The organism is Streptomyces sp. GB4-14, from assembly GCF_022696125.1.
Classification (GTDB): domain Bacteria; phylum Actinomycetota; class Actinomycetes; order Streptomycetales; family Streptomycetaceae; genus Streptomyces; species Streptomyces werraensis.
In genome coordinates, this window is the sequence record NZ_RZHO01000002.1 from 5,233,527 (window position 1) to 5,247,435 (window position 13,909).

Sequence of the window (13,909 nt, forward strand, 5' to 3'; positions counted from 1 at the left end):
CGAATCGGGGCAAGCGCACATACGGTGGTTGAAGGAGGACGACCGAAGGGATGTATGGCGATGAGCGACATGACCGAAAGTGGCTCGGTACGGGCTCCTGACACCGAGAAGAACCTGGGTGACTCCGGCACGCGCCGGGGCCAGGGCGTCCGACGCGGCGGCGGCGCCCCCGCCGACCGGGGCCGGACCACCATCGCCGACGGCGTGGTCGAGAAGATCGCCGGCCTGGCCGCGCGGGACGTCGTGGGCGTGCACGCCATGGGCAGCGGAATCTCCCGGACCTTCGGAGCCATGCGCGAACGGGTGCCAGGCGGGTCGAAGTCCCCGACGCGCGGTGTGAAGGCCGAGGTCGGCGAGGTGCAGACCGCGCTGGACCTGGAGATCGTCGTCGACTACGGCGTGTCCATCGCGGACGTCGCCAAGGACGTGCGGGAGAACGTCGTCGCGGCGGTCGAGCGGATGACGGGCCTCGAGGTCGTCGAGGTCAACATCGCGGTGAGCGACGTCAAACTGCCCGACGAGGAGGAGGACGAACCCGAGTCCCGCCTGCAGTGAGACACCCTGAGCGGAGGAGCGAGGCATGAGGATGGCCGTCGTCGGCATGATCGCCGGCATGGCGTTGGGCTTCGCCGGATATTTCGGCGGATTCGGGGCCTTCCTGCTCGTGGCGGCCCTGGGCGCGGTGGGTTTCGTGGTCGGCCGGCTGCTCGAGGGCGACCTGGAGCTCGGCGACTTCTTCCGTCCCCGTGACGAACGGCGGCGGTGACGGGGGTGGGCGCGGGGGCCGGGGAACTCACCGGACACCCGCGGAACGTCCCTCCGGCGGAGCGCGGGGAGACCACGATCGCCGACCGGGTGGTCGCGAAGATCGCATCCCAGGCGGCGCGTGAGGCCGTCGGCGTGCTCCCGCCGGACGCGGAGCCGCCGCACGCGAGCGTCGTCGTCCGGCACGGCAGCGCGCGCGTGCGGGTGCACGTCGAACTCGACTACCCCGGTGACATCGGCGGCCGCTGCGCACGGGTGCGGCGGCGGATCGTCGACCGGGTGCGAGACCTCGCGGGCATGGCCGTACCGGAGGTCGTCGTGCAGGTCGAGCGGCTGCACCTGGCCGCCAGGCCCGGCACGGTGGGCGGGAGGACGCCATGAGCACAACCCAGGACACGACGGCCGGCCCGGCGCCGCCGACGGAGAGCGGCGCGACCACGGGCGGCGCGGGCGGCGGACGCAGGCGTTTCTGGTCCGCCCGCCGCGTCCCGGCGGGCCTGGTGGCGCTGGCGATCCTCGTGATCGCGGGGTGGTTCCTGTACGACATCGCCGCGGTACGCGCCGACCGGCCCGGGATGAGCTGGCGCCGTGACCTCGCCCGGCAGCTCGCCGAGCGCCCGCTGGACGACGTGTGGGTGCTCACCGGCGCGGCCGTCGCCGCCGCGCTCGGCCTGTGGCTGCTGGTGCTGGCCCTCACTCCCGGGCTGCGCTCCCTGCTGACGATGCGCCGCGTCCACCCCGACGTCCGCGCGGGCCTCGACCGGGACGCGGCCGCCACGGTGCTGCGGGACCGTGCGCTCGAGGTGGCCGGGGTGCAGTCGGTCCGGGTCGCCGTGAAGCGGAGGAAGACGGACGTGCGGGCGGTGTCGCACTTCCGCGACCTGGACGACGTACGGGAGGACCTGACCGCCGTGCTGGAGGGGGCGATCCGGGGGCTGGGCCTGGCCCGGCCGTCCACGCTGTCGCTGCGCGTGCGGCGGCCCGGCCGGAAGGGGCGATAACCGTGAACAAGACCGTGAACCGCGTGCTTCTGGCTCTCGTGGGACTGGTGCTGGTCCTGCTCGGCGGCTCGGTGCTGGCGATCGGGCTGGGCGCGCCCGCGCCCTCCTGGTGGCTGCACCACGGCCGGCACGACGTGCTGCTCGACGACTCCGAGCGGACCCGGTGGCGGGACGAGGGATGGTGGTGGCCGGCGGTGATCGCCGCGCTCGCCGTGGTGGTCCTGCTCTGCCTGTGGTGGCTGGTCTCCGTCTTCCGGCGTCGGCGCATGTCGGAGATCGTCGTCGACACCGGCGACGGCGAGGTGGGGGCGCTGCGCGGCCGCGCCCTGGAGCACGCGCTCGCCGAGGAGGCGAACCGCCAGGACGGCGTCGCCCGGGCCCGCGTCCTCCTCACCGGCCGCCGCGGCACCCCACGGACCCGCGTCGTCATGCTCCTGGAGCCCCATGTGGACCCCGGCACGGCCCTGGACGCCTTCACCGCGGGCCCGTTGGCTCACGCGCGCGACTCCACAGGCCTTCCGGACCTCACGGCGGAGGTCCGCCTCCGGGCGGTGAAGCACCGCCCGGAGCGGGTCACCTGACCACCGTGTCCGGGTTCAGAACCCGTGCCGCGAACCGCCGTCCACCGGGAGCATCACGCCCGTGACGTACGACGCCGCCGGGGACAGGAGGAACGCCGCCGTGCGGCCGAACTCCTCAGGGGTGCCGTAGCGGCGCAGCGGGATGCGGGACTCGGCCGCCTGGCGGGTGGCCTCCGGGTCGGCGGACAGGGAGTCCAGCTCGCGCACCCGGTCGGTGTCGACGCGGCCGGGCAGCAGGCCCACGACGCGGATGCCGCGCGGCCCCAGCTCGTCCGCGAGGGACTTGGCGAAGCCGGCCAGGCCCGGGCGCAGGCCGTTGGAGATGGTCAGGCCCGGGATCGGCTCGTGGACCGAGCCGGACAGCACGAAGCCGATGACACCCCCCTCGCCCAGCTCCGCGGCGGCCGCGCGCGCCAGCCGCACCGCGCCCAGGAACACCGACTCGAACGCCGCCTGCCACTGCTCGTCGGTGGTGTCCGCGACGAACCCCGGGGGCGGCCCGCCCACGCTGACGAGGACGCCGTCGAAGCGCCCGAACCGCTCCCGCGCGGTGGCGATCAGCCGCTCGGCGGCCGCGGGGTCGGCGTTGTCGACGGCCACCCCGGCCGCGTCCGGCCCCAGCGCGGACGCGGCCTCGGCGACCGCGTCCTCCTTCCGCCCGGTGACGACCACCTTCGCGCCCTCGGCGAGAAGCGCCCGCGCGGAGGCGTGGCCCAGTCCGCGGGTGGCCCCGGTGACGACGTACACCCGGTCCTTCAGTCCAAGATCCATGGCCCTATCCTGCCCCCTCGTCCCCGTAGAGGGCGAGGGCGCTGTTCACCAGGCCGATGTGGCTGAACGCCTGCGGGAAGTTGCCCAGCAGCTGCCCGGTCGCCGTGTCGTACTCCTCGGCCAGCAGGCCCACGTCGTTGGCCAGCCCCAGCAGCCGTTCGAACAGCTCGCGCGCCTCCTCGGTCCTGCCGGTCAGGTGCAGGGCGTCCACCAGCCAGAACGCGCACGCCAGGAAGGTGCCCTCCTGCCCGGGCAGCCCGTCGAGGTCGGTGGCGTCCGGGGTGTAGCGGCGTACGAGACCGTCCTGGCCCAGCTCCGCGCGGACCGCGTCGACGGTGCCGAGCACACGGGGGTCGTCGGGCGGCAGGAAGCCGGCCCGGGGGATCAGCAGCAGCGCCGCGTCGAGTTCACGCGAGCCGTAGGACTGCGTGAACGTGTTGCGCACCGGGTCGTAGCCCTTCTCGCACACCTCGCGGTGCACCTCGTCACGCAGGGCGCGCCAGCCGTCCAGATCGCCGTCGAGGTCCGGGAACGCCTCCAGCCCCCGCACCATGCGGTCGGCGGCCACCCACACCATCACCTTGGAGTGCACGAAGTGGCGCCTGCCGCCGCGCACCTCCCACAGCCCTTCGTCCGGCTGACGCCAGGCCGTGCGCAGGAAGTTGAGCAGCACCGACTGCAGGGCCCACACGTCCGGCCTCCCGGGCAGCCCCGAACGCCGGGCCAGCGCCAGTGAGTCCACGACCTCCCCGTACACGTCGAGCTGCAGCTGCTTCACGGCCTCGTTGCCGACCCGTACGGGCGCGGCGCCGTTGAACCCGGACAGCCACGGCAGTTCGAACTCGGGCAGCCGCCGCTCGCCCGCCAGCCCGTACATGATCTGCAGGTCCGCCGGATCGCCGGCGACCGCGCGCAGCAGCCAGTCGCGCCAGGCCTCGGCCTCCTCCATGTACCCGGCGGCGAGCAGCGCGCTCAGGGTGAGCGTGGAGTCCCGCAGCCAGCAGAAGCGGTAGTCCCAGTTCCGTACGCCGCCCGGCTCCTCCGGCAGGGAGGTGGTGGGGGCGGCGACGATACCGCCGGTGGGACGGTAGGTGAGCGCCTTCAGCGTGATCAGGGACCGCACCACCATGTCCCGGTGCGGTCCCCGGTAGCGGCAGCGGGACGCCCACGCCTGCCAGTCCTTCAGGCTGTGCCGCAGCGAGGAGTACGGGTCGACCAGCGCGGGCCGCGGCTCGTGCGAGGGGTGCCAGGTCAGCACGAAGGCGACCCGCTCGCCCTCCTTCACCGTGAACTCCGAGTGGGTGCCCAGGTCCTCGCCCCAGGTGTGCACCTCCGGCACGCTGCGCAGCCACGCCGAGTCGGGCCCGGCCACCGCCACCCGGTGTCCGTCGGCCTTGCGCACCCAGGGCACCACCGAGCCGTAGTCGAACCGCAGCCGCAGCGTGCTGCGCACGGTCACCTCACCGCTGAGCCCCTGCACGATCCGCACCAGGTCGGGCGCCCGGTGGCGCTGCGGCATCAGGTCGGTGACCTGGACGGCGCCCTCGGGCGTCTCCCACACCGTGTCCAGGATCAGCGAGTCCTCGCGGTAGGCGCGGCGGGCGCACCGCTCCTGGCCCGGCGGGGCGATGCGCCAGTGCCCGTTGCTCTCGTCGCCGAGCAGCCGGGCGAAGCAGGCCGCCGAGTCGAAGCGGGGCAGACAGAGCCAGTCGATCGAACCGTCGGTGCCCACCAGGGCAGCGGTCTGCTCGTCGCCGATGAGCGCGTAGTCCTCGATACGAAGCACGGGGTGCGGGTTCCCGGCCGCCGGGTGCCGCAATCAGCCCGGCGGCCGGGGGAGTGACGGTCCGTCGGCGGACGCGGCGCCGTCGCCGGAGAAGATCACACCGGGTTCGGCGGGCGCCTGGTTGAGCACCCACAGCCCGATCAGCGTGGCCAGCGCGAAGACGACGGCGACCAGCACGGTGAGCACCAGCCGACGACGGCGCTCCCGGCGCAGCCACTCGCCGCGCGCGGTGCGGTAGGCGTCCGGGGCGGGCAGCACCCCGCCGGCCAGGGCGTGCAGGGCGTCGGCAAGCTCCCGTTCGGTGCGCTCGGCGCCCGGCGGCCGGGGCGGCCCGGACCGCTCGTGCCCGGTGCGGTCCTGACTGGTGCCACGTGACGGAGTCGCGTCCTGATGCTTCATCGCCGGGCCTCCATGGCCTGGGTCAGCGCGGCGATGCCGCGCGAGGTGTGCGTCTTGACGGAGCCGCGGGAGATGCCCATCGCGGCGGCGATCTCGGCCTCCTTCAGCCCGAGCCAGTGACGCAGCACCAGCGCCTCCCGCTGCCGGGCCGGGAGCTGCTGCAGCGCGTCGATCAGCACCCGCTGGTCGTCCCGGAGCAGCGCGGTGTTCTCGGCGGACGCCACGGTGGGCTCGGGCGGGGAGGCGGGCCGCTCCTCGTGCCGGCGGGCGGCATGGAGGTGGCGTGCCCGCGTCCGGGTCAGGTCGCAGACCGTGGAGCGCAGACTGGCCTCGGCCGCGGCGGCGTCCTTCAGCCGCCGCCACCGGCGGTAGATCTGGTAGTACGCCTCGGCGACCACGTTCTCCGGGTCGTCGGCGCCGAGCAGCACGGCGAGCCGCAGCATCGAGGAGTAGTGCAGCTCGAAGAGGCGGGCCACACCGGCCTCCCGCTCCAGGTCGGCGGGGTCGGCGAGCGGGGCGGGCGGGCCCGGCGGCTCGGGCGGCGGCGGGCCGGCCGGGGCCGGGGGCAGGGTGACCGGGGGACGGTGTCTGCGTATCACGCGTTGTTCGCTCCCGTCGGGGGACGTCGCCCGGCGCGCGGGCGGGACGGCAGGTCGGTGGCGTCGGGGCCGCGCGGGACGCCGAGCCGGGCGAGAACGGGTGTGGCGGCCACCGCGACGGCCAGGTTCAGCACCAGGGCGGCGACCCCGGCGTAGATCTCGGGCGAGCCGGCGACGAGCGGCACGATCGAGGAGAAGCCCTCCCGCACCACCAGGTGGGTTCCGGCGGCCATGCCCACGGCCCAGCCCGCGAGCAGCGCCCGCGGGTGCAGCCACCGCGTGTACAGCCCGACGGCGACCGCCGGGAAGACCTGCAGGATCCACACCCCGCCGAGCAGTTGGAGGTTGATCGCGTCCTGGTCGCGCAGCCCGAACACGAACGCCACCGCGCCGAGCTTCGCGGTCAGCGACACCGCCTTGGCGACCCGCACCTGCCGTTTCGGCGTGGCCGTCGGGTGGACGTACTCGACGTACACGTTGCGGACGAAGCTGGTGGCCGCGGCGATGGACATCACCGCCGCCGGGACCAGCGCGCCCACCACGATCGAGCCGAACACCAGCCCGGCGAGCGGGCCCGGCATCAGCCGGTCGACCAGCATCGGCACCGCCGCCTCCGCACCGCCCGCGGGCGCCCGCACCCCGGCGGCGAGGGCCGCGATGCCGAGGAAGCCGAAGAGCGCGAGCAGCGCCGTCCAGGCGGGCAGCCCCGCCGACACCTTGCGCAGGGTGCGCGTCCCGTCGGCGGCGAACCCGGCGGTCAGCACGTGCGGGTACATCAGCAGCGCCAGCGCGGAGCCGAGCGCGAGCGTCGCGTACGCGGGCTGCTGCCCGGGCGTGAGCACCATGGGCGAGTGGGCCGGATCGGTGCCGCCGAGGGCGCGGGCGGCCCCGTCGAAGACCGCGCCGGGCCCGCCGAACCGGTCCAGGACCAGCCAGCAGACCGCGATGAGCGACACGAACACCGCCACGGCCTTCAGCGCGGCGATCACCGTGGGGGCGCGCAGCCCGTGCCGGTAGGTGGCCACCGCCAGCCCCGCGAACACCGCGACCATCGCCAGGTCCCCGGCCGCGCCCGGCGGGTACAGCCCGCCCGCCGTGAGCACCGCCCGGATGCCCAGCAGCTGGAGCGCCAGGTACGGCATCGTCGCGAGGATGCCGGTCAGCGCCACGACCAGGGCCAGCGGGGCCGAGCCGTAGCGGCCGCGCACGAAGTCGGCGGCCGTGATGTAGCCGTGCCGCCGGGCCACCTCCCAGAGCCGGCTGAGCAGCACGAACGCCAGCGGGCAGACGATCACCGTGTAGGGCACCGCGAAGAAGGCGGACGCGCCGTTGCCGTACGCCAGTCCCGGCACGGCGGTGAAGGTGTACGCGGTGTAGACCGTCCCGCCGAACAGCAGCCAGGTCCAGCCGGCGCCGAGGCCGCGGTCGGCCAGCGCCCAGCCCTCCAGCGAGGGCAGGCGGTCGCTGGGGCGCAGCCGGCGCGCGGTCACGGCGAGCAGCGACGCCCCGCCGATCACGGTGAGGAACGTCGTGGTCATGGCTGCGCCGGCCATGGATCACCGTCCTTCGTGTGCTGTGCCCCTCGGGGAAGAGTTGCGCGGACGGCCCGCCCGGATGACGGAAACCGGTCTGTTCCGTGTCCGGAACCCATCGGCGACACGCCCGACGGTGCGCCACTCTCGCACAGAAACCGGCGATCGGGGAGAACGGGGGAGTGAGGTCAGACGGCCGCGGACTCGCTGCGGGCGGCGTCCGGCGCGCCGGTGTCGGTGTCCTGGCCCGCCTTCGCCGTCCGCTCGCGCGCCTCCCGGCGGGCCAGCACGACCCAGCCGACCGGGACGGCGGCGGCGAACAGCCACCACTGGATCGCGTACGCGTAGTTCAGCGCCGCGTTCTCCTTGCCCGGGTTGCCGAGCTGCTGGGGGAGACCGCTCGCGGGTTCGGGAGCGGTCTGCGCCACGTAGCCGCCGAGCACGTCGGCGTCCAGCCGCTCCGCCTCCCGTTCGCTGTTGATCAGCATGATCTGCCGGTCCGGCAGGCCCTCGAGATCCTTGATGCCGCTCGCCTCGGTCGTCTCGTCCGGCATCAGCCGGCCGGTGATCGTGGTCTCGCCGCGCGGCGGCGCGGGCACCTTCGGGAACGCGGTCTGACTGGGGCCGTCGGCGGGGATCCAGCCGCGGTTGACCAGCAGCACCTTGCCGTCGTCGAGGACGAACGGGGTCAGGACGTGGAAGCCGATCTCCTCGTCGGCGTTGGTGCGGCGGCGCACCACGACCTCGGCGTCCGTGTCGAACCGGCCCGTGGCGGTCACCGTGCGGTACCGCTCGGCACGGGTCACCTCGTGGCCCGGGGCAGCGAGCCGCTCCACCGGCACCGGGTCGGCGGCCAGCGCGTCGGTCACCAGCTGGTTACGCGCGGAGCGCTCCTCGTAGCGGTTCATCTGCCAGATGCCCAGCGCGATCATCGTGGGGACGAGAAGCAGGGCGACCAGCGTGAGGGTCACCCATTGCCTGGACAGCAGGAAGCGGTACACCCCACGAAGGTACAACCCGGACGGGAGGCGCTCGGAGCCGGGTACGTCCCGCGCGCCCTCCCGGGCCGGCTCCCGCCCGGTCGGGCGGTCAGGTCTCCGAGGCGGGCTCGACGTCCGCGAGAAGCTGGCCGAAGGCGGCCTCGTCGACCACCGGCGTGCCGTACTGACGGGCCTTGACCGTCTTCGACGTGCCCGAGTCCGGGTCGTTGGTCACCAGCAGGCTGGTGAGCCGGGACAGGCTCGTCGCCACGTGCAGCCCCGCCTCGGTCGCCCGGTCCTCCAGAAGGTCACGCTCGGTGGAGGTGTCCCCGGAGAACGCCACCCGCATGCCCTGCTTGAGACGCTTGCCCGGTTCGTACCGGCCTGGGTTGGGATAGGGGCATGCGGGCCTTTTGCGGGAGGGGCGCCAACTGGAGGGCGCCCGCCCGCCGTAGGACGCCTGCTGCCCGATGCGGGGACGGTCCGACCACTCGGTGAGCGGCCGGCACTCGTGCAGCGGCAGCCGTACGCCGCCCGCCGCCGCGGCCCGCAGACTGGGACGGAACGCCTCCGCCAGCACGCGCGCGTCGTCCAGCGCGTGGTGTGCCCGGCGCTGGACGACGCCGAAGTGCGCCGCGAGCGACTCCAGCTTGTGGTTGGGCAGCGGCAGCCTCAGCTCCTTCGACAGGGCGATGGTGCACAGCCGTTGCCTCACCGGGGCCTCGCTGCGCGCGCGGGCGTACTCGCGGGCGATCATCTGCCAGTCGAACACCGCGTTGTGCGCCACCAGGACGCGGCCCTCCAGGCGCGCCGCGAACTCCGCCGCGATGTCCTGGAACAGGGGCGCGCCCTCGAGCATCTCGCTCGTCAGCCCGTGTATCCACACCGGGCCCGGGTCGCGCTCCGGGTTGACCACCGTGTACCAGTGGTCCTCGACCTCGCCGCGCGCGTCCAGCCGGTAGACGGCCGCGGAGATGATGCGGTCGTCCCGGGCCAGCCCCGTCGTCTCCACGTCGACGACCGCGTATCCCTGCGGATACGCGGCCGGCCACGCGGTGGGGGAGGCGGCTGCGGCGGTGAGGTCTTCGAGCATGGTTCATGAGGATACGGCCCGCTACTGACAGGCCTGTCCGTCAGGTGCCCCGTGCGGCGCGTCCGTTCGCGACGCGCGCGTGAGGGCGCGCGGGGCGGTCACCAGCGGATCGGCACCGGCAGCGCGGTCAGCAGTCCCGACACCGCGACCACCAGGGCGAGTACGCACACCTCCGCCCGCGCGGGTGAACGGGCGGTCAGCGGGTCGGCCGCCCGTGCCAGCCGCACCCGCGCCCACAGGGCGAGTGCGGACACGCCCGCCATCAGGACCACCTTGGCGAGCAGCACGCGCCCGTACGCGGTGTCCGTCAGCTGCTCCAGGATCGTCCCGGGCGGCATCCGGCGCAGTGAACTGCACACCCCTGTCGCGGTGATGGCGGCGAGCAGGACGAGCGCCACGCGCGCGTAGCGGCCCAGCAGCGCCGCGCCCGCCTCCGCGCGCCCCCACAGCCGCAGCGTGCGCAGGACGTGCGGCAGGCCGCCCGCCCACAGCGACGCGCATGTCAGGTGCACCAGCGTCAGTCCCGATCCGACGAGCGGGCTGTACTCCGTCGCCGGGTGCGCGCGGAGCGCCTCGGCGACGACGACCGCCGTCAGCGGCAGGACCTGGGTGACGGGGCGGCGCGACGCGGAGCACAGGGCCGCCGCGAGGAACCCGTTGACCTCCAGGAGGGCGAGCTTGCCGTCCCTCGTCTCGTAGAGGCCGCCCACGTCGATGTCGGTGGGACTGCTGGGCACGAGGTTGCCGGTCGCCACGACGGACGCGAGTCCCAGGGCGGCCACGAAACCGACGGAGTTGGCGACGGTCGACCAACTGCGCGGCAGGGCGGGCGGGGCGCCGGGAAGCGTCCGCGCGAGCCGCACGGCGAACAGCTCGCCCACGGGCACGGCCAGCGCCGCGAACAGCACGGTGCGCAGCAGGGCTATGCCCCCGGTCCCGGGCGGGTCCGCCTCCCCGGTGCCGTGCAGCGCGGGCGACGGCCCGAGCAGGGGTATCAGCGCACCGAGCGCCACCAGGAGGAGCACGGCCACGGCCCGCCGCCGCCCGCCGGGCGCCTGGGGCACCCGGGTCCGGGACCTGGATTTCGTCAGAGTCACCCCAGGATCTTCACAAGGTCACACAGAGTGGGGCAAGTGCGGGGACGATTGCGGACTTTGTCCGCGCCCGGTGGCGGGGAGCCGGGCAGGCGGGTCGTCCCGCCACCGGTGCCCACGCGGCCGTCGGTGCAGGTGACTCACCTGCTGGGCGTCGAACGTCCGCCGTCCGTCGCCGGGCGCCTGTCCCGCAGCAGGCTCACCCGTGTGACGCGTCACCGGCGCGCACGGAGGGACGGACGGTCGCCCGGGAAACCCGCGCGCCTCCACACGCCCGCGCGCGCCGCTCACAGCCACCGCGCCGCGTCCGCCCCCCACACCCCCGGCCCCCGCGCCCAGTCACGCGGTCCGCCCTCGAACTCCACCGGGGGCAGCGCGTACCGCAACCGCCCCAGTGGACTGTCCCGTTCGGCGAGCCACGGTGTGGCGGGCACCTCGCCGCCGTGTACGGCGTCACCCGAACCGCCCGCCACCATGAGTTCCCCCGCCGTCCTCGCCAGCGCCACCCGCACCAGCCTGCTGCCGCCCGCGTCCGCCTGGTCCGACAAGGACCGCAGCACCCCCGCCGCGAGGAGGTACCCCGTGCCGTGGTCCAGGGCCTGGGCCGGCAGCGCGCCCGGGCGGTCCCGCTCGCCCTCGACGCGGGCGATGCCCGTCGCCGCCTGGACCAGGCTGTCGAAGCCGCGGCGCCCCGCCCACGGCCCGGTGGCGCCCCACGCCGACAGCTGTGCCACGACCACCCCCGGCCGCCGCTCGGCCAGAGTCTCCGCGTTCAGCCCGAAGCGGTCCAGGGCGCCCGGCCGGTACCCGGTGACGACCACGTCCGCCCCCGCCAGCAGCTCGTCGAACACCTCCCGGTCCGGGGCCAGGTCCAGCAGCGCCGACCGCTTCCCGAAGCCCGTGTCCGTGTGCTGGTCGGGCAGTTCGGGAAGGCCGGGCGGGTCCAGGCGCAGGACGTCCGCGCCGAACAGGGCGAGTGTGCGGGTGGCGATCGGCCCGGCGATGACCCGGGTGAGGTCCAGCACCCGCAGTCCCGCGGCCGGCAGCAGCGGATCCCCGCCGCCCACCGCCGCGAACTGTCGCGGGGGCGCGGAGTCCAGCCGCACCCGCTCCACCAGCGGCAGCCGCGCCACCGCCGCCGCCTGTCCGTGCGCCGCCCACTCCCCGGGCGTGCGCAGGGCGACGGCCAGGCCGCCGGCCGCGGTGACCGTCTCCTCCACCTCCCACGCGGACCTCCCCGCGAGCGCCGCGGCGACCTCGTCCGGGTCCTCGGGCGTGCCCAGTGCCGAGAGCAGCCGCGCCCGGTGGTGCGGATAGTTGGCGTGGGTGCGCACCCACCCGTCCGCCGTGCGCCAGAACCGCGACAGCGGGGCGAAGCTCTCCGCGGCCCGCCCCCCGGTCCGCAGATGACGCTCACTCACGAACGCGGTGGCCACCGCCCCGTCGTCCACCCGCACCACCGGAACCTCGCCGCCGCCCGTGCGCCGCGCCGCGAGCTCGGCGGAGGCCAGCGCGCACACGCCGACGCACGCCCCCGCGAACTCCCGCACCGGCAGTCGCGAGGGCAGCACACCGGGCCGCTCCACGGCGGTCACCCGCGACACAAGGGCGGGTTCCCCGCCGAGACCTGACCAGAAGGACGCGAGACGAGTCATGGCCCCACTGTGCAGCACCGCACGGCCGGGCAGACGAAAGGGGCCGGGCGCATCCGCCCGGCCCCTTTCCGGAACGCTCCGCGAGACGACGGCTGCTACCGCGTCACCGCGTCCAGCGCGTCGGCCAGGCCCCAGCCGTAGAAGCCGTTGCGGTTCTTCGGGCCCTCGCACACCGCGTCGGCCTTGCCGTCGTTGTCGATGTCGTACGGCTTGGTGCAGGCGGTGGCGTCGGCCTGCGCGTACAGCAGTGCCTTCACCAGCGCCGGCGGCGCATACGGGTGCTTCGACTTGATCAGCGCGGCGACGCCCGCGACATGCGGGGACGCCATCGACGTACCGGCCATGTAGCCCCAGCGGCCGCCGGGCAGCGGGCCGAGGATCAGACCGCTGGTGGCGGGCGGCTCGGGGGTCTGCAGGGCCGTCGAGTCACCGCCGGGCGCGGCGATGTCGACGACCCCGAGGCCGTAGTTGGAGAACGACGACTTCCATCCCTTGGCGCCGGTCGACGCGACCGTCACCACGCCCGGCAGCTGCGTGGGGATGTCCAGGCACTCCGACGGGTCGATCTCGCGGTCCGACGGGGTGCCGTCGTTCGGCGAGGACGGGTCGGTGATCGAGTCGGACGCGAGGTCGTAGTTCTCGTTGCCGGCCGCCGCGACGTTGACCGCGCCCTTGCGCTCCGCGTACCGCGTGGCCCGGGAGACGGCCTCGACGAGCGCCTTCTGGTCCGGGTCGTTCTTGCAGTTGAAGTACCAGGGGTCGGTGTAATAGCTGTTGTTGGTGATGTCGACCCCGTGCTCGGCCGCCCACATGAAGCCGCACACCACGGCCTCGGTGTAGAAGTAGCCGTCCGGGTTGGACACCTTGATGCCGGAGACCTTCACCCCGGGGGCGACACCGGTCATGCCGACGCCGTTCTTCGCGGCGGCGATCTCACCGGCGACGTGCGTGCCGTGCGGGCTCTCGGCCGCGCCCGGACGCCAGGCGCCCTCGCTGGTGTCGGGCTTGCCCGCCACGCAGTTCACCGACGCGGCCCGGTCGAAGTTGGGCGCGATGTCGGGGTGGGTGTCGTCGACGCCCGTGTCGATGACGGCGACGGTCACCTCCGGGCTGCCCAGCGACTTCTCGTGCGCCTTGTCCGCCTTGATGGCGGGCAGGTCCCACTGGAGGTTCTGCAGCGGGTCCTGGCCGGCGGCGGCCTCCTGCGTCGCCTCGGCGACCTCGGCGGCGCTGAGCACCTTCGGGGAGCCCAGGTCGGTGGTGGCCGCCGACGGCAGCGGCGCGTTGCGGGTGGCGCCGGCCGACTGCACGCCGGGCACCTTGCGGATCGTCTTCGCGAAGTCGGCGTTCGACGCGTGGACGACGATCACACCGATCTTGTCGTACGACGCCACGATCGTCCCGCCGGCCTTGGCGATCGCCTTCTTCACGTGCGCCGGCGCGCCGTGCCCGCCCTGCACGTTGACCACGTAGCTCAGCGAGGCCGCGTCCGCGGAGGCGGCCCCCTGGTGGGCGGGGGCGGCCGTGGCGGCCGTGTTCGGCAGGAAGGCGAGCGCGGTCGCCAGGGCCATGCCGGCCGGGACGACCAGCGCCCGGCGGTGACGCGGGTGAGACGCTGTCATGGAGTCTCCAGTTCGTTCACTTGACGTGCGG

15 protein-coding genes are annotated in these 13,909 nt (G+C 74.5%); 5 read left to right on the plus strand and 10 right to left on the minus strand.

Annotated elements, in window-relative coordinates; genetic code table 11:
• The first annotated feature begins 69 nt into the window (after window positions 1-69).
• From ELQ39_RS25100 to amaP, 5 genes are read left to right on the plus strand one after another with little or no spacing between them, the layout of a single operon-like run.
• Window positions 70-555, plus strand: a complete 486-nt coding sequence (locus ELQ39_RS25100) for an Asp23/Gls24 family envelope stress response protein (protein WP_391665030.1) — start codon at window positions 70-72, stop codon at window positions 553-555.
• Window positions 556-580: 25 nt separating this feature from the next.
• On the plus strand, window positions 581-766 hold the full coding sequence (locus ELQ39_RS25105) for a hypothetical protein (protein ID WP_106414848.1): 186 nt from the start codon (window positions 581-583) through the stop codon (window positions 764-766).
• Window positions 763-1,146, plus strand: a complete 384-nt coding sequence (locus ELQ39_RS25110) for an Asp23/Gls24 family envelope stress response protein (RefSeq protein ID WP_190005071.1) — start codon at window positions 763-765, stop codon at window positions 1,144-1,146. The genes ELQ39_RS25105 and ELQ39_RS25110 overlap by 4 nt, the downstream gene beginning before the upstream one ends.
• Complete coding sequence (locus tag ELQ39_RS25115; RefSeq protein ID WP_242594094.1) at window positions 1,143-1,766, plus strand: DUF6286 domain-containing protein; 624 nt, start codon at window positions 1,143-1,145, stop codon at window positions 1,764-1,766. The genes ELQ39_RS25110 and ELQ39_RS25115 overlap by 4 nt, the downstream gene beginning before the upstream one ends.
• Complete coding sequence (gene amaP / locus ELQ39_RS25120; protein ID WP_242595653.1) at window positions 1,763-2,347, plus strand: alkaline shock response membrane anchor protein AmaP; 585 nt, start codon at window positions 1,763-1,765, stop codon at window positions 2,345-2,347. The genes ELQ39_RS25115 and amaP overlap by 4 nt, the downstream gene beginning before the upstream one ends.
• A 15-nt stretch (window positions 2,348-2,362) precedes the next feature.
• On the opposite strand, the gene ELQ39_RS25125 is transcribed toward amaP, so the two are convergent.
• From ELQ39_RS25125 to ELQ39_RS25170, 10 genes are all read right to left on the minus strand, one after another.
• Complete coding sequence (locus ELQ39_RS25125) at window positions 2,363-3,118, minus strand: SDR family oxidoreductase (RefSeq protein ID WP_190005068.1); 756 nt, start codon at window positions 3,116-3,118, stop codon at window positions 2,363-2,365.
• Window positions 3,119-3,122: 4 nt separating this feature from the next.
• Window positions 3,123-4,904 (minus strand): glycoside hydrolase family 15 protein, encoded by a 1,782-nt coding sequence (locus ELQ39_RS25130; protein WP_190005067.1) that lies wholly within the window; start codon window positions 4,902-4,904, stop codon window positions 3,123-3,125.
• Between the two features lie 33 nt (window positions 4,905-4,937).
• Window positions 4,938-5,303, minus strand: a complete 366-nt coding sequence (locus ELQ39_RS25135; protein ID WP_242594097.1) for a hypothetical protein — start codon at window positions 5,301-5,303, stop codon at window positions 4,938-4,940.
• Window positions 5,300-5,902, minus strand: a complete 603-nt coding sequence (locus ELQ39_RS25140; RefSeq protein ID WP_242594098.1) for a sigma-70 family RNA polymerase sigma factor — start codon at window positions 5,900-5,902, stop codon at window positions 5,300-5,302. Before ELQ39_RS25140 ends, ELQ39_RS25135 begins: the two co-directional genes overlap by 4 nt.
• A complete protein-coding gene (locus ELQ39_RS25145) occupies window positions 5,899-7,455 on the minus strand; it encodes a sodium:solute symporter family protein (RefSeq protein ID WP_242594100.1) in 1,557 nt (518 codons plus the stop codon). The genes ELQ39_RS25140 and ELQ39_RS25145 overlap by 4 nt, the downstream gene beginning before the upstream one ends.
• 167 nt (window positions 7,456-7,622) lie before the next feature.
• Window positions 7,623-8,435, minus strand: a complete 813-nt coding sequence (locus tag ELQ39_RS25150) for an SURF1 family cytochrome oxidase biogenesis protein (protein WP_242594102.1) — start codon at window positions 8,433-8,435, stop codon at window positions 7,623-7,625.
• A gap of 88 nt (window positions 8,436-8,523) precedes the next feature.
• Window positions 8,524-9,507 (minus strand): DEDDh family exonuclease, encoded by a 984-nt coding sequence (locus tag ELQ39_RS25155; RefSeq protein WP_225627407.1) that lies wholly within the window; start codon window positions 9,505-9,507, stop codon window positions 8,524-8,526.
• A 98-nt stretch (window positions 9,508-9,605) separates the two neighbouring features.
• Window positions 9,606-10,598 (minus strand): CopD family protein, encoded by a 993-nt coding sequence (locus tag ELQ39_RS25160; RefSeq protein ID WP_277995322.1) that lies wholly within the window; start codon window positions 10,596-10,598, stop codon window positions 9,606-9,608.
• Between the two features lie 290 nt (window positions 10,599-10,888).
• Complete coding sequence (locus ELQ39_RS25165) at window positions 10,889-12,256, minus strand: CoA transferase (RefSeq protein WP_242594104.1); 1,368 nt, start codon at window positions 12,254-12,256, stop codon at window positions 10,889-10,891.
• Window positions 12,257-12,351: 95 nt separating this feature from the next.
• Window positions 12,352-13,878 carry a S8 family peptidase gene (locus tag ELQ39_RS25170; RefSeq protein ID WP_242594106.1) on the minus strand — a complete coding sequence of 509 codons (1,527 nt, stop codon included), beginning with the start codon at window positions 13,876-13,878 and terminating at the stop codon, window positions 12,352-12,354.
• Window positions 13,879-13,909 lie beyond the last annotated feature (31 nt).

What these genes read in the sequence shown, in the direction of transcription:
- ELQ39_RS25100 (WP_391665030.1), top strand. Translation starts at nt 70, where the DNA reads ATGACCGAAAGTGGCTCGGTACGGGCTCCTGACACCGAGAAGAACCTG.
- ELQ39_RS25105 (WP_106414848.1), top strand. Translation starts at nt 581, where the DNA reads ATGAGGATGGCCGTCGTCGGCATGATCGCCGGCATGGCGTTGGGCTTC.
- ELQ39_RS25115 (WP_242594094.1), top strand. Translation starts at nt 1,143, where the DNA reads ATGAGCACAACCCAGGACACGACGGCCGGCCCGGCGCCGCCGACGGAG.
- ELQ39_RS25125 (WP_190005068.1), bottom strand. Translation starts at nt 3,118, where the DNA reads ATGGATCTTGGACTGAAGGACCGGGTGTACGTCGTCACCGGGGCCACC.
- ELQ39_RS25135 (WP_242594097.1), bottom strand. Translation starts at nt 5,303, where the DNA reads ATGAAGCATCAGGACGCGACTCCGTCACGTGGCACCAGTCAGGACCGC.
- ELQ39_RS25145 (WP_242594100.1), bottom strand. Translation starts at nt 7,455, where the DNA reads ATGGCCGGCGCAGCCATGACCACGACGTTCCTCACCGTGATCGGCGGG.
- ELQ39_RS25155 (WP_225627407.1), bottom strand. Translation starts at nt 9,507, where the DNA reads ATGCTCGAAGACCTCACCGCCGCAGCCGCCTCCCCCACCGCGTGGCCG.
- ELQ39_RS25165 (WP_242594104.1), bottom strand. Translation starts at nt 12,256, where the DNA reads ATGACTCGTCTCGCGTCCTTCTGGTCAGGTCTCGGCGGGGAACCCGCC.
- ELQ39_RS25170 (WP_242594106.1), bottom strand. Translation starts at nt 13,878, where the DNA reads ATGACAGCGTCTCACCCGCGTCACCGCCGGGCGCTGGTCGTCCCGGCC.